The organism is Microlunatus flavus (assembly GCF_900110855.1).
Taxonomy (GTDB): domain Bacteria; phylum Actinomycetota; class Actinomycetes; order Propionibacteriales; family Propionibacteriaceae; genus Microlunatus; species Microlunatus flavus.
In genome coordinates this window covers 38,086-52,140 of record NZ_FOFA01000001.1, presented here as the reverse complement: position 1 = coordinate 52,140, position 14,055 = coordinate 38,086, and the positions used below count along the sequence as shown (strand labels likewise).

General features: G+C 72.2%; 12 protein-coding genes. 8 read left to right on the top strand and 4 right to left on the bottom strand.

The features are described 5' to 3' along the window. The first annotated feature begins 98 nt into the window (after positions 1-98). From BMY04_RS00220 to BMY04_RS00185, 8 genes are all read left to right on the top strand, one after another. On the top strand, positions 99-1,529 hold the full coding sequence (locus BMY04_RS00220; RefSeq protein ID WP_091177151.1) for an ABC transporter substrate-binding protein: 1,431 nt from the start codon (positions 99-101) through the stop codon (positions 1,527-1,529). Positions 1,530-1,573: 44 nt separating this feature from the next. Then, positions 1,574-2,518 (top strand): carbohydrate ABC transporter permease, encoded by a 945-nt coding sequence (locus BMY04_RS00215; RefSeq protein ID WP_198409859.1) that lies wholly within the window; start codon positions 1,574-1,576, stop codon positions 2,516-2,518. Then, the gene (locus tag BMY04_RS00210) at positions 2,518-3,306 is read left to right on the top strand and encodes a carbohydrate ABC transporter permease (RefSeq protein WP_091177150.1); all 789 of its coding nucleotides are present in this window, start codon (positions 2,518-2,520) and stop codon (positions 3,304-3,306) included. The genes BMY04_RS00215 and BMY04_RS00210 overlap by 1 nt, the downstream gene beginning before the upstream one ends. A 106-nt stretch (positions 3,307-3,412) precedes the next feature. Beyond that, positions 3,413-3,721 (top strand): hypothetical protein, encoded by a 309-nt coding sequence (locus BMY04_RS00205; protein WP_091177149.1) that lies wholly within the window; start codon positions 3,413-3,415, stop codon positions 3,719-3,721. Positions 3,722-3,844: 123 nt separating this feature from the next. Further along, complete coding sequence (locus BMY04_RS00200; protein ID WP_091177148.1) at positions 3,845-4,906, top strand: NAD-dependent epimerase/dehydratase family protein; 1,062 nt, start codon at positions 3,845-3,847, stop codon at positions 4,904-4,906. Continuing rightward, the gene (locus BMY04_RS00195) at positions 4,903-5,865 is read left to right on the top strand and encodes an aldo/keto reductase (RefSeq protein ID WP_198409858.1); all 963 of its coding nucleotides are present in this window, start codon (positions 4,903-4,905) and stop codon (positions 5,863-5,865) included. The genes BMY04_RS00200 and BMY04_RS00195 overlap by 4 nt, the downstream gene beginning before the upstream one ends. 23 nt (positions 5,866-5,888) lie before the next feature. Next, positions 5,889-6,665: an SDR family NAD(P)-dependent oxidoreductase gene (locus BMY04_RS00190; RefSeq protein ID WP_198409857.1), complete on the top strand. Its 777-nt coding sequence runs from the start codon at positions 5,889-5,891 to the stop codon at positions 6,663-6,665. Positions 6,666-6,667: 2 nt separating this feature from the next. Then, positions 6,668-7,531, top strand: coding sequence for an SMP-30/gluconolactonase/LRE family protein (locus tag BMY04_RS00185; RefSeq protein WP_091177815.1), 864 nt, complete (start codon positions 6,668-6,670; stop codon positions 7,529-7,531). Between the two features lie 67 nt (positions 7,532-7,598). Here BMY04_RS00185 and BMY04_RS00180 read toward each other — a convergent pair whose 3' ends face one another. From BMY04_RS00180 to typA, 4 genes are all read right to left on the bottom strand, one after another. Next, positions 7,599-9,356: an IlvD/Edd family dehydratase gene (locus BMY04_RS00180; protein WP_091177146.1), complete on the bottom strand. Its 1,758-nt coding sequence runs from the start codon at positions 9,354-9,356 to the stop codon at positions 7,599-7,601. Beyond that, positions 9,353-10,453, bottom strand: a complete 1,101-nt coding sequence (locus BMY04_RS00175) for a zinc-binding dehydrogenase (protein ID WP_091177145.1) — start codon at positions 10,451-10,453, stop codon at positions 9,353-9,355. The genes BMY04_RS00180 and BMY04_RS00175 overlap by 4 nt, the downstream gene beginning before the upstream one ends. Continuing rightward, positions 10,453-11,853, bottom strand: a complete 1,401-nt coding sequence (locus BMY04_RS00170) for a glycoside hydrolase family 5 protein (RefSeq protein ID WP_091177144.1) — start codon at positions 11,851-11,853, stop codon at positions 10,453-10,455. Before BMY04_RS00170 ends, BMY04_RS00175 begins: the two co-directional genes overlap by 1 nt. A gap of 138 nt (positions 11,854-11,991) precedes the next feature. Next, on the bottom strand, positions 11,992-13,854 hold the full coding sequence (gene typA, locus BMY04_RS00165) for a translational GTPase TypA (RefSeq protein WP_091177143.1): 1,863 nt from the start codon (positions 13,852-13,854) through the stop codon (positions 11,992-11,994). Between the last annotated feature and the right edge of the window lie 201 nt (positions 13,855-14,055).

Sequence of the window (14,055 nt, the reverse complement as noted above, 5' to 3'; positions counted from 1 at the left end):
CTGGTGCGACCAGGCGTGCCGACCGGTCCTCCGGCTCGTCCCGGGCCCCCCGTCCGAGGACGCTCCCGGCTCCCGGTCGATCGAAGGGGATCACCGTCATGCAGCTCACGACCCGTCTCGCCCGTCCCACGACCGGCTCGCGCTCCCACGGCCCCGGCGGGCGTCGTGCTCGCACCGCGCTGCGCGCCGTCGCCGTGGCCGCCGTCGCCGCGCTCCTGCCGCTGGCCGCCTGCTCCCCGGTGGGCGGTGGTGCCAAGTCCGCGCAGCAGTCCGACGCCGGCTCGGCGACCTCCGGCACCGTCAACTGGTGGGGCTGGACGCCCACCGACGTGGACACCGCGCAGGGCTACATCGCGGCGTTCAACGCCGAGTTCCCCGACATCAAGGTGAACTTCAAGCTGGTCGCGATCTCCGACTGGCAGGCCGCGCTGCCGCCGGCCCTGCGCTCCGACGCCGGGCCCGACGTGTTCGACATGCAGCCGGGTGCGTACGTGAAGAACTACAAGTCCTTCGCCGAGGACCTGACCCCGGTCATGCAGAAGGCGCTGGGCGACGACTGGCAGTCCAAGGTGGCCCCGGCCGGCGTGAGCGGGCTGTCGGCCGACGGCAAGCTCGTCGCCGCCTCCGTGGGCGCGGTCTACTCCGGCACCGTCTGGTACAACCCGGCCCTGTTCGACAAGTACGGCCTGCAGCCGCCGAAGACGCTCGACGAGTGGGAGAAGGTCTGCCAGACCTTCAAGTCGCACGACCAGGGCTGCTTCGTCCAGGGCGCGGCCGGCGAGGGCTTCGACCAGGACACCCTCCAGGCGATCGCGAACTCGGTCTCCCCGGGCGTGTGGACCAAGGCGTCGAACGGCGAGGTGCCGTGGAACGACCCGGCGATCGTCAAGACCCTCGACATCTGGCACCAGCTCTTCAGCCGCGGCATCATGCAGCCCGGCGCGGTCGGCTACCAGCAGTACCCCGACGCCAACAACGACTTCCTCACGGGCAAGTACGCGATGGTGCAGATGGGCACCTGGTACACCCAGTACTCGACCGAGAAGGCGATGACCGCAGCCCTCAAGGCTGCTGGCGTCTCCGGGGCGAAGCCGTTCCCGATCCTGCCGATGCAGTTCCCCGACGTGGCCCAGGCCGGCAACACCAGCGAGATGTTCGGTGACGCCGACTACGGGCTGTCGGTCTCGACCAAGGCCAAGGACCGCGCGGCCGCGGAGACGTTCGTGACCTGGCTCGCGACGTCCAAGGCCGGCCAGCAGGCCGTGGCCGACCAGCTGAACGACGTGCCCGCCCTCAAGGGCGTCGAGCCGGACTTCGACAAGATCACCTTCGTCGACCCGGCCACCCAGGCGGCGCCGGTCAAGCAGCTGCTCAGCCAGGTCGGGACGGTCACCGAGCCGCGCTTCGCCCTGCTCACCACCGACGTCCAGGACGCGATCCTCGCGGCCGCGACGTCGACGGCGACCGGGAAGGCCACGCCGCAGGAGGCCGCCGACACGCTGCAGAAGGCGGCCCAGGCGGCGCGCTGAGCGCCGACGACGTCCGACCAGGTCGACCCGACGGGGGAGCAGCGGTGAGCGGAACGACGGCCGAGCGGCAGCGGCTGGGGGCAGGGGCGGCCGGGACCGAGGTGGGTCCCGGCACCCGCCGCCGGCTCCGGCCCGCCGGCTACCTGTGGATCCTCCCGGCGCTGGTGCTGTGCGTGGGGCTGATCTACTACTGCATCGCCTACACGGCGGTGATCTCGACGTGGGACTGGGACGGGCTCGACCCCTTCCCCGAGCACGTCGGGGCCGGGAACTACGTGCGGATCGCGCAGGACCCGATCTTTGCGAAGACCATCGAGCACACGGCGGTGTTCTTCGTCGTGACCTTCGTCGTGCAGACGGCGCTCGGGGTCGTCTTCGCCGTCCTGCTGCACTCGAAGGTGCGCCTCGCCGTCGTGTACAAGGTGATCATCTTCATCCCGGTGGTCCTCGCGCCGGCGATCACCGCACCGGTCTTCCGCCGCCTGTACGCGCCGGACGGCCAGTTCAACTGGGTGCTGGAGCACATCGGGCTCGGGTCGCTGGCCCAGCCCTGGCTGGGTCAGGAGAGCACGGCGCTGCCCGTGATCATGGCCATCACCATCTGGCAGTGGACCGGCCTGACCTTCGTCCTCTACTTCGCGGCGATGGCGCAGATCGACGTGTCGGTCCTCGAGGCCGCCCGGATCGACGGCGCCGGCAACCTGCGGGTCCTGGCCAGCATCATCTGGCCCGGCGTGCGCGGGACGACCGTCGCGCTCGGCATCCTCAGCGCCATCGGCGCGCTGAAGACGTTCGACGTGCCCTACCTGGTCGCCGTCGGCGGTCCGAACTACGCGACCGAGTTCCTCGGCACGTACATCTACCGCAAGACCATCGCGCAGTCGCACGTCGGCTACGGCGCCGCGCTGTCGGTGATCCTGCTCGTCCTGGCGCTGGGCTTCGCGATCCTCCTGCAGGTCCGCAGCCGGGAGAAGGAGACGACGGGCTGATGTTCGAGGTCCGGAGCCGCGGGGCACGGCTGCTGCTGCAGCTCGTGGTGACCCTGCTCGTGCTGCCCTTCCTGTTCCCGCTGGTGGCGATGGTGCAGGGCTCGCTGGCCGGCGACGGCTGGGGCAACTACGCCGCCGTGCTGGCCGTGCCCGGCCTGTGGCGCTTCTTCGTCAACACCGTGGTGATCGCGGCGGCGGTGATCGTCATCGTCTACGCGGTGACGATGCTGGCCGCGTACGGCTTCTCCAAGCTGCACATCCGCGGCCGCGAGGTCTACTTCTGGCTGCTGCTGGCCTGCCTCACCCTGCCCGAGGTCGTGCTGCTCGCCCCGCTGTTCACCACGGCGCAGGCGTTCGGCTTCTTCGACACCTACTGGGCGGTGATCCTGCCGCTCGCCGCGCTCCAGGTCCCCTTCGCCGTGCTGCTGACGCGCAACTTCGTCAACGGCATCCCGGACGAGCTGTTCGAGGCGGCCCGGGTGGACGGCGCGAGCGCGGTGCGCGGTTTCGTCCACCTCGTCATCCCGCTGACGCGCCCGATCGCCGCGGCGATCCTGATCTTCACCCTGATCGGGGCCTGGAACAACTACCTGATGCCGCTGGTCTTCCTGCAGTCGCCCGAGATGCAGACGATCACCCTGGTCCCGCAGTTCTTCGTCGGCCAGTTCAGCAACGACCAGACCAAGATCCTCGCCTCGGCCGTGCTGACCGCGATCCCCGAGGTCGTCGCGTACCTCTGCCTGCAGCGGCTCTTCGAGCGCGGTCTCGCCGCCGGCGCCCTGAAGTGAGCCGGGCCGACCGCACGCCCCGCTCCTCCCCGCGCCCCCCGAGCCGCTCCACGACCGACCCGCGGCGGACCGTCCGCCCGGGGAGCCGACCGATGAGGAGGCACCCGTGCCGCTGATCCAGATCGACCTCGACGCCGAGCTCTACGAGCGGGCCGGCGACCAGCTGAGCGACGCCGTGCACGCGGCCCAGCTCGCCGCGCTCGACATCCCCGGCGACGACCTGTTCCAGGTCTTCACCCCCCGGCCCAAGGGCGAGCTGCGCTTCGACCGCACCTTCGGCGGGGTCGACCGCCAGCAGCTCGTCCTCGTCCGCGTGACGATGGTCCACATGTACCCCGTGGCAACCAAGCGGCGCTTCTTGAGGCCGTGGCCGAGCGCTTCGCCGAGGCCGGCGTCCGGCGTGAGGACATCCTGATCGCCGTCACCGAGAACGGCTTCGAGGACTGGTACGCCGGCTCCTGACCGGGCCGTCCACGCGCCACGACCCCCGCGCCGCCACCCCGGCGCGACGCTCCCACCCCAAGGACCCGAACCCCAGATGATGCGACACGACAGCGCGGCGCTCCGCGTGCTCTACCTCGGCGGCACCGGCACGATCAGCACCTCGTGCGTGCGCCTGTCGGCCGAGGCCGGCCTGGACGTCTTCGTCCTGAACCGCGGCAACAACAGCGCGGGCCGCGACCTGCCCGAGGGCGTCACCCGGCTCGTCGGTGACGCGAGCGACGACGACTCGCTGCTCGCCGCCCTCGGCGACCGCACCTTCGACGCGGTGGTCAACTTCGTGTCGTACGACGCCGCCGACGTCGCGCGGATGGTGCGGATCTTCGGCGGCGGGCGCACCCGGCAGTACGTCCACATCAGCTCGGGCTCGGTCTACTCCAAGCCGGTCTGGACCACTCCCATCACCGAGTCGACGCCGGCCGGGCCCAACCCCGTGCTGCCGTACGCGACGGCGAAGTGGGGCGCCGAGGTCGCGCTCCAGCAGGCCCGGGCCGAGCAGGGCTTCCCGGTCACGATCGTGCGCCCCTCGCACACCTACGACGACGCGAACCCGCCGCTCGCCGGCGGCTGGACGGTCGTCGACCGCATCGCGCGCGGCGTCGAGGTCCCCGTCCACGGCGACGGCACGTCGCTGTGGACGCTGACCCACGCGGAGGACTTCGCGCAGGGACTGGTCGGCCTGATCGGCCCGCACGCGGTCGGCGAGGTCGTCAACATCACCGGCCACGACGTCCTGACCTGGGACCTGATCCACACCCTCGTCGGTGAGGCGCTGGGCGTCGAGCCGCGGCTGGTGCACGTGGCCTCCGAGCTCTACCCCGTCGTCGCGCCGGACTGGTTCTGGTCGGGCGAGGTGCTGGGCGACATCGGGCACAGCGCCGTCTTCGACACGACCAAGGTCCGCCGGCTGGTGCCCTCGTACGCGCCGCGGCTCACGTTCGCCCGCGCCGTGCACCGGATGGTCCGCTGGCGCGCGGACCACCCGGAGACCACCGGGCCGGACACGGCCACCGAGGAGGTGCTCGACCGGATCGTCGGGGCCTACCACGCCGGTCGCGCCGCCTTCGCCGAGCGCGCGCCGCAGGCGGGTGCGCGGTGAACCCGACGAGCACCGCCAGCACCCCCCGGGCGCTCGGGTCGACCGGGCTGCAGGTCACCCCGGTCGCCTTCGGCACCAGCCCGCTCGCGAGCATGAGCAACCTCTACGGCTACGCCGTGGCGGAGGAGCGGGCCGTCGCGACCGTGCGGGCGGTCTTCGACAGCCCGGTGACGCTGCTGGACACCTCGAACGGCTACGGCGAGGACGGCAGCGCGGAGCGGCGCATCGGCATCGCCGTCCGTGAGGCCGGCGGGCTGCCCCCGGGCCTCGTCCTCAGCACGAAGGTCGACCCGGACAAGCGCACCGGCGACTTCTCCGGCGAGCGGGTGCGCCGCTCCCTGGAGGAGTCGCTCGAACGCCTCGGCGTCGACCGGGTGCCGCTGCTGCACCTGCACGACCCCGAGCGCATGGAGTTCGCCGACGCCATCAAGCCCGGCGGGGCCGTCCCGGCCCTGGTCGAGCTGCGCGAGCGCGGTCTGGTCGACCACCTCGGCGTGGCCGGCGGACCCGTCGGTGTGCTGCGCGACTACCTCGGGACCGGAGAGTTCGAGGTGGTGCTGAGCCACAACCGGGCGACCCTGCTCGACCGCTCGGTGCTGCCGCTGTTCGCGGAGGCCGCGGAGCGTGGCATCGGCGTGCTGAACGCCGCGCCGTACGGTGGCGGCATGCTGTCCAAGGGCCCGGAGGCCCAGCCGAAGTACGCCTACGGCACGCGGGGCGACGAGGTCGCGGACGCGGCGCGGCGGATGGGGGACGTGTGCACGCGGGCCGGGGTGCCGCTCGCGGCGGCGGCGCTGCAGTTCTCGCTGCGGCTGCCGAGCGTCCACTCGACCGTGATCGGGGTCAGCTCGCCCGAGCGGGTGGCGCAGACCCTGGAGCTGGCGGCCGTCGAGGTGCCGGACGACGTGTGGGACGAGCTGGAGCGGCTGGTGCCCGACCCCGCCGGATGGCTGGGATGAGCGCGGCTGGCGCGGAAGTGGCCGTGCCCGAGTCGGAGCCGGTCTACGCCTCCTACCCGAGCCTGCGCGGGCGTACCTCCTTCGTCAGCGGGGGAGCGTCCGGCCTGGGGGCGGAGTTCGTCGTCGAGCTCGCCGGGCAGGGCGCGCGCGTCTTCTTCGTCGACGTCGACGCCGAGCGCGGTCGCGCGCTCGAGCAGCGGCTGCGCGACGAGGGCGCGCAGGTGCGCTTCGCCGTCTGCGACGTGCGCGACGTCCCGGCGCTGCAGGCGGCGATCGCGACCGCGGCCGACGAGCTCGGGCCGGTCCGGGTCCTCGTGAACAACGCCGCGAACGACCACCGCGACCGGGTGCCCGACATGGACGTCGCGCTGTGGGACGAGCGCATCGCGGTCAACGTGCGCCACCACTTCTTCGCCGCGCAGGCGGTGGCGCCGATGATGCGCGACGCGGGTGGCGGGTCGATCATCAACCTCGGCTCGATCAGCGTGCACATCGACCTGATGGACCTGCCCGGCTACATCACCGCCAAGGCCGGCGTGGAGGGCCTGACCCGCACGCTGGCCCGTGAGTACGGACCCTGGCACGTCCGCGTGAACTGCATCATCCCGGGCTGGATCATGACCGAGAAGCAGCTGGCCGAGCGGGTGACGCCGGAGGCCGAGGCCTCGATCGAGCGCAACCAGTGCCTGCCCGACAAGCTCTACCCCGACGACGTCGCGCGCATGGTGCTCTGGCTCGCGGCCGACGACTCACGCCGCTGCACCGCGCAGAAGTGGGTCGTCGACGGGGGCTGGATGTGACCGTGCGGGCCGAGCAGCTCACAGAGCCCTGCACGAGCCACGGCGAGGGTCCCTCCTGGGACGCGCCGCGCGACCGGCTCCTGCTTGTCGACATGCTCGCCGGCGACGTGCTGGCCGTACGCCCGGACGACGTGGGCGGGGCGAGCGTCGAGCGCCACCACCTCGCGTCGGTGGCCGCCGCGCTGCGGGCACGTCGGAGCGGCGGGTTCGTGCTGGCGACGGAGGACCGCTTCCTGCTCCTCGACGACGACCTCGCGGTCGAGCGCGAGCTGCCGCCCGTCTTCGCCGACCCGACGCTCCGCTTCAACGACGGCGGCTGCGACCCGCTCGGGGCCTTCCTGGTCGGCACCATGGCCTACGACGAGACGCCCGGGCGCGGCACCCTCTACCGGCTCGACCCGGACGGCCGGGTGTCGGTCGTCCGCACCGGCGCCACGATCTCCAACGGCGTGCAGTGGACCTGCGACGGCCGCTCCGCCCTCTACGTCGACACGCCCACGGCGAAGGTGCAGCGCTTCGCCGTGGATCCCGCGACGGGCGCCTGGTCCGACGGGCGCACGTTCGCCGAGGTCGACGGTCCCGGGCTGCCCGACGGGATGGCGATCGACGAGGGGGACGGGGTCTGGGTGGCCCTGTGGGGCGGCGGCCAGGTCCGCCGCTGGACCGCCGACGGCCGTCTGGACCGCGTGGTCGAGCTGCCCGTCACGCAGGTCACCGCCTGCACGTTCGGCGGGCCCGACCTCTCGACGCTGTTCATCACGACCTCGCGCCAGGGCGTGCCCGACGGCGAGCAGCCCGAGGCCGGCGCGGTCTTCACCCACGACGCCGGGATCCGCGGCGCCGTGCCGCACGCGTACGCCGGCTGACCTTCCGCTGGCGGGAGCCGGTCGGACCGACCCCTGGGCCCGCGGACGGGGCCCAGGGGTCGTCGGCTCAGTGCGACTCGCGCGCGACCTCGGGGCCGGTGCTGCCGACCAGGAAGTCGAGGTCAGCACCGGTGTCCGCCTGGCGCACGTGCTCGACGTAGAGCTTCTCCCAGCCGCGCGTCGGGGCGGCGAAGTGCTGGACCAGGGACGCCGGCGGCGTGCGCGCGGCCAGCTCCTCGTCGCTGACGTCGAGCTGCAGCAGCCGGTTGGGCACGTCGAGCACGATCGTGTCGCCGTCCTGCACCAGCGCAAGCGTGCCGCCGGCCGCCGCCTCCGGGGCGACGTGCAGCACGACCGTGCCGTACGCGGTCCCGCTCATCCGGCCGTCGCACACGCGGACCATGTCGCGGACGCCGAGCTGCAGCATCTTCTTCGGCAGGGGCAGGTTGGCGACCTCGGGCATGCCCGGGTAGCCGCGGGGACCGCAGCCGCGCAGCACCAGGACCGAGTCCGGGGTGACGGGCAGGTCCGGGTCGTCGATGCGGGCCTTGAGGTCCTCGACGGAGTCGAAGACCAGCGCAGGCCCGCGGTGGGTGAGCAGCTCCTTGCTCGCCGCGGCGGGCTTGACGATGGCGCCGTGCGGGGCCAGGTTGCCGCGCAGCACCGCGATGCCCGCGTCGGCCTGCAGCGGGGTCTCGCGCGGCGTGATGACGGTCGTGTCCCAGACCGGGTGCTCCCGGGAGGCGGCCTCCACGAGGGTCTCGCCGGTCACCGTGATCGCGCCGGGGTCGAGCAGGTCGGCGACCTGGTGCAGCACCGCCAGCAGCCCGCCCGCGCGGTAGAGGTCCTCCATGAGGAACTCACCAGCCGGCTGCAGGTTCACCAGCAGCGGCACGCCGGCGCCGATGCGGTCGAAGTCGCCGAGGTCGAGGTCGATCCCGAGGCGGCCGGCGATGGCCATCAGGTGCACGACCGCGTTGGTCGAGCCGCCGACCGCGGCCAGCGCGACGATCGCGTTGTGGAACGACTCCCGCGTGATCACCTGCTTGATCGTGCGGCCCTCGCGGACCAGCTCGACGGCCAGGCGGCCGACCTCGTGGGAGCCCTCGAGCAGCCGGCTGTCGGGCGCCGGGGTCCCGGCCATGCCCGGGATGGTCATGCCCAGCGCCTCGGCCACCACGGCCATGCTCGACGCGGTGCCCATGGTGTTGCAGTGGCCGCGGCTGCGGATCATCGACGACTCCGAGCGCACGAACTGCTCAGCGCTCAGCGTGCCCGCACGGACCTCCTCGCCCAGGCGCCAGACGTCGGTGCCGCAGCCCAGGGTCTGCCCCCGGAACGTCCCGTTGAGCATCGGCCCGCCGGGGACGACGACGGCGGGCAGGTCGACGCTGGCCGCGGCCATGAGCAGCGACGGGATGGTCTTGTCGCAGCCGCCGAGCAGCACCAGGCCGTCGATGGGGTTGGCCCGGAACATCTCCTCCATGGCCATCGCGGCCATGTTGCGCCACAGCATCGCGGTCGGGCGGACCAGCGTCTCCCCGAGGGAGACCACCGGCAGGTCGAGCGGGATGCCGCCGGCCTCATACACGCCCTGCTGCACCGCGCGGGAGACCTCGTTGAGGTGGGCGTTGCAGGGAGTGAGGTCGGAGGCGGTGTTGGCGATGGCGATCTGCGGGCGGCCCTCGAACGCGTTCGACGGCACCCCGCGCCGCATCCAGGCGCGGTGCAGGTAGGCGTTGCGGTCGTCGCCGGCGTACCAGGCGTCGCTGCGGAGGGGCTGGTGGTCGGGGTCCTGCCGGCTGTGCTTGTCGACGTCGTTCATGGCACGAGTATCGTCCGGCCGGCGCTGCCCCCGCGGAGGCCCGCCAGGGCCTCGTTCACCTCGCTGAGCGGGCGCCGCGCGCCGACCAGCCGGTCGATCGGCAGGCGCCCGGAGGCGTACAGGCCGAAGAGCCGCGGCAGGTCGAGGCGCGGGTTGCTGGCGCCGTAGAGCGCGCCGACGACACGCTTCTGGCGCTGCACGAGGTCGTTGATGCCCACGGCGACGGTGGCGTCGGGACGGTTCAGGCCGACCGCGACCAGGGTGCCGCCGGGCGCGAGCGCGTCGACCGCCTGCCGCATGGTGTCAGGGCTGCCCACGGCGTCGAGGGCCCAGGGCACGCCGACCCCGCCGGTGAGGTCGAGCACGCGCGCCACGACGTCGCCCTCGCGGGCGTCCAGGGTGTGCGTCGCGCCGACGGAGCGGGCCAGCTCGAGGCGCGCGGGGTCGACGTCGACGGCGATGACCGGGCCGGCGCCGACGAGGGAGGCCCCCATCACCGCGGCCACCCCGACGCCGCCGGTGCCGATGACGAGCAGCGGCCGTCCGGCCACGTCGTCGACCGCGTTGAGCACGGCGCCGACGCCGGTGATGACGGCGCAGGCCGAGATGGCGGCGACCTCGGTGGGCACCCCGTCGGGGATGGCCAGCACGCTGGTCTCGGAGACGACCACCTGCTCGGCGAAGCAGGAGACGCCCATCAGGTGGTGCAGGGTCTCGCCGCCGGCGTGCAGGCGGCTGGTGCCGTCCATCAGGCCGTTGGTCGTCGCGAGCACGCGGCCGTAGCGGCAGAGCACCGGGTTGCCGGCGACGCAGGCGTCGCACTCGCCGCAGCGCGGCCGCCACTGCAGGGCGACGCGGTCGCCGACCGACACCCGGCCGGTGGTGAGCGGACCGACTGCCTCGACCACGCCGGCACCCTCGTGGCCGACGACCAGCGGCAGCCTCGCCGGGAGGTCGCCGAGAACGTAGTGCAGGTCGCTGTGGCACACCCCGGCGGCCTCGACGCGGACCCGGACCTCGCCGCGGCCCGGGTCGTCGAGCTCGACGTCCTCGATCGTCAGGGGCGCCCCGGTCTCGCGGAGCACGGCGGCGCGCATCAGGCGTCCTCCCTCTCCAGGGCGGCGTGCGGGTCGGCCGCGGCCTGGGCCCGCTGCAGCTCGGCCAGCAGCGGCGCGCGCACCTCGCAGTGCTCGAAGGCGAAGGAGTCGGCCAGCGCGTCCAGGTCGTCGTCGGAGAGCCCGCGGAACAGGCTCGCGTACTCGTGGGCCATCGGCTGGGCCAGCGTGATGTTCAGCAGCAGGGTGCGCACCCAGTCGAAGCGACCCCAGGGGTACGGGTCGAAGTCGGGGAACTCGGCGGCGACGAGGTCCTGGACCGGCTGGGTCACCTCGGCGAGGCCGATGCCGTCACTGCCCCACTGGTCGACGGCGAGGCGCTCCTTCTTGGCCACGAACGCGTCGAAGCGCTGCCGGTACGGCGTGTCCTTCTTCACCGAGACGAGGCCCTGGCGGCCGATGTCCTTGTACATCCACAAAGTCCAGCTGGCCGCGTGGCGGTTGTAGAGGTCGAGCTGGTCGCGCAGGATGCCGCGGAGCCACGCGTCGTGCTCCTCGTCGCCGCCGTAGATCGGCCCGAACTCGCCCACGAGGATCGGCGAGCTCAGCGACCGGGCGTGCTCGGAGCGCTCGAGGAACTTCGCCTCCGCCTCCTCGGTGCTGTAGTGCGGGCTGCGGCCGAGGCCGGCGGGCACGTAGTCGTGCAGCGTCCAGACGGCGTTGGGGAACGGCTCGTCGAACATCGAGAAGTCGGTCGCGTACGTGTTCCCGTCGAGGAACAGCACGTGGTCGGGGTCGACCGCGCGGATGGCGGCGACGAGCCGCTCGTAGAACGGGCCGACGACCGCACCGGTCTCGTCGGAGGGCTCGTTGAGGAGGTTGTAGCCCGCGACCCATCCGTTGCCGCGGTAGTGCTCCGCGACGGCCTCCCAGATGTTGACGACCCGGTCCTGGAAGTGGCGGTGCTGCCAGAAGGCGGCGACGTGGGTCGGGTTGTCGGAGTGCCAGTGCTGGTTCTGCGAACCGGGCAGGGCGTGCAGGTCGACGATCGAGTAGATGCCGTGGGCCGCGAGCAGCTCGATCACACGGTCGAGGTGGCGGAAGCCGTCGGGCTTGATCTCGAAGGGCCGCGCGTCGTCCTCGAGGTGCTTGTAGCCCACGGCGATGCGCACCAGGTTGAAGCCCGACTCGGCGAGGAAGGCCGCGTCGGCCTCGTCGAAGAAGCGGGTGAGCAGCCGCTCGAAGAAGGCCTCGGCCCGCTCGGCGCCGAGCACCTTGGCGACCTCGGCGCGCATCAGCGACTCGTTGGCCGCGTAGCCGGTGATGAAGTTCTCCATGTTGAGCCAGCCGCCCAGACAGACCCCGCGCAGGAGCAGCGGCTCCCCGTCCGGTCCCAGGAACGACGAGCCGGAGGTCCGGATCAGGGGCGTGGCGCTGGCCATCGTTGACGTCCTCGTCAGAAAGTTTCGCGGTCAGGAGAGGAAGTTTCTCCTGACCGCGAACCTACGGAACGGGTCGGACGTCGTCAACACCGGGGCCGGGCGGCGGACCGCCCGGCGTCGGCGTGCGTGCGGTCCCGCTCAGGCGTTCTTGGCGCGCGAGCGCGTGCGCGACCGCTCGCCGGCGTTGAGCACGACCTTGCGGATGCGCACCGCGGCCGGGGTGACCTCGATGCACTCGTCGCCGCGGCAGAACTCCAGCGCCTGCTCCATGGCCATGAGCTTCGGCGGGATCAGCCGCTCCAGCTCGTCGCCGGTGGAGGAGCGCACGTTGGTGAGCTTCTTCTCGCGCGTGATGTTGACGTCCATGTCGTCGGCGCGGGCGTTCTCGCCGACGATCATGCCCTCGTAGACCTCGGTCGTCGGGCCGACGAAGAGCGTCCCGCGCTCCTGCAGGCTGAACGACGCGTACGCGGTGACGACACCGCTGCGGTCGGCCACGAGCGAGCCGTTCGGACGCGTCCGCAGCTCGCCGTGCCAGGGCTCGTACGTCTCGAAGACGTGGTGCATCATGCCGGTGCCGCGGGTCTCGGTGAGGAACTCGGTCCGGAAGCCGATGAGGCCGCGGGCGGGGACCAGGTACTCCATGCGGACCCAGCCGGTGCCGTGGTTGATCATCTGCTCCAGGCGGCCCTTGCGCAGGCCGAGCAGCTGGGTCACGACCCCGACGAAGTCCTCGGGCGCGTCGATCGTCAGGCGCTCGACGGGCTCGTGCAGCTTGCCGTCGATCTCGCGCGTGACGACCTGCGGCTTGCCCACGGTCAGCTCGAAGCCCTCGCGGCGCATCATCTCGACGAGGATCGCGAGCTGGAGCTCGCCGCGGCCCTGCACCTCCCAGGTGTCGGGGCGCTCGGTCGGGTTGACCTTGATCGACACGTTGCCGATGAGCTCGGCGTCGAGGCGGTTCTTCACCAGGCGCGCCGTGAGGTTCTTGCCGGACTTGCCCGCGAGCGGGGAGGTGTTGATGCCGATGGTCATCGAGATCGACGGCTGGTCGACCGTGATCAGCGGCAGCGGCTTCGGGTTCTCGGGGTCCGACAGCGTCTCGCCGATGGTGATGTCGGGGATGCCGGCGATGGCGACGATGTCGCCGGGCCGGGCGATGTCGGCCGGGACGCGGTCGAGCGCCTCGGTGATCAGCATCTCGGACAGCTTGACGTTCTGCACGGTGCCGTCCTGCTTGCACCACGCGACGACCTGGTTGCGCTTCATCTCGCCGGCGAACACCCGGCACAGCGCGAGGCGGCCGAGGTAGGGGGAGGCGTCGAGGTTGGTGACGTGGGCCTGCAGGACCGCGCCCTCCTCGTACTCCGGCGCCGGGACGCCGTCGAGGATCGTCGCGAACAGCGGGCCGAGGTTCTCCGAGTCGGGCATCTCACCGTTCTCGGGGGCCGTCAGCGAGGCGCGGCCGGCCTTGGCGGAGGCGTAGACGACCGGGAAGTCGAGCACGTCGGTGTCGCCGTCCTCGAGCAGGTCGAGGAAGAGCTCGTACGTCTCCTCGACGACCTCGGCGATGCGGGCGTCGGGCCGGTCGACCTTGTTGACGACCACGATGATCGGCAGGTTCTTGGCCAGCGCCTTGCGCAGCACGAACCGGGTCTGGGGGAGCGGGCCCTCGGAGGCGTCGACGAGCAGCAGCACGCCGTCGACCATCTCGAGGCCGCGCTCGACCTCACCGCCGAAGTCGGCGTGGCCGGGGGTGTCGATGATGTTGATGATCACGTCGGAACCGTCGGGCGCGTGGTGCAGCACCGCCGTGTTCTTCGCGAGGATGGTGATGCCCTTCTCGCGCTCGAGGTCCATCGAGTCCATCACGCGGTTGTTGATGTCCTGGTTGGCGCGGAAGGCGCCGGACTGCCAGAGCATGGCGTCCACCAGGGTCGTCTTGCCGTGGTCGACGTGGGCCACGATGGCGACGTTGCGCAGGTCGCTGCGTACGGGCATGGAGCGGTGTTCCTTATCGTCCGGGGTGGCGGACCAGGTCGTGCCGGTCCAGCGGGCCCGCGACGGCGTCGTTCGGGCAACCAGAGAAGTCTACCCGGCGCGCGGAGGTGGGCGTCCCGCTCGCGCGGGACGCCCGTCGTCCGTGGACCCGTCCTCGTGCTGCGCCCCGCGCCCAGGCGTGCTGGCCCGGTCCGGAGCGAG

Bases quoted from the DNA above. Each gene is read 5' to 3' on its own strand.
- BMY04_RS00220 (WP_091177151.1), top strand. From the start codon at position 99: ATGCAGCTCACGACCCGTCTCGCCCGTCCCACGACCGGCTCGCGCTCC.
- BMY04_RS00210 (WP_091177150.1), top strand. From the start codon at position 2,518: ATGTTCGAGGTCCGGAGCCGCGGGGCACGGCTGCTGCTGCAGCTCGTG.
- BMY04_RS00200 (WP_091177148.1), top strand. From the start codon at position 3,845: ATGATGCGACACGACAGCGCGGCGCTCCGCGTGCTCTACCTCGGCGGC.
- BMY04_RS00180 (WP_091177146.1), bottom strand. From the start codon at position 9,356: ATGAACGACGTCGACAAGCACAGCCGGCAGGACCCCGACCACCAGCCC.
- BMY04_RS00175 (WP_091177145.1), bottom strand. From the start codon at position 10,453: ATGCGCGCCGCCGTGCTCCGCGAGACCGGGGCGCCCCTGACGATCGAG.
- BMY04_RS00170 (WP_091177144.1), bottom strand. From the start codon at position 11,853: ATGGCCAGCGCCACGCCCCTGATCCGGACCTCCGGCTCGTCGTTCCTG.
- typA (WP_091177143.1), bottom strand. From the start codon at position 13,854: ATGCCCGTACGCAGCGACCTGCGCAACGTCGCCATCGTGGCCCACGTC.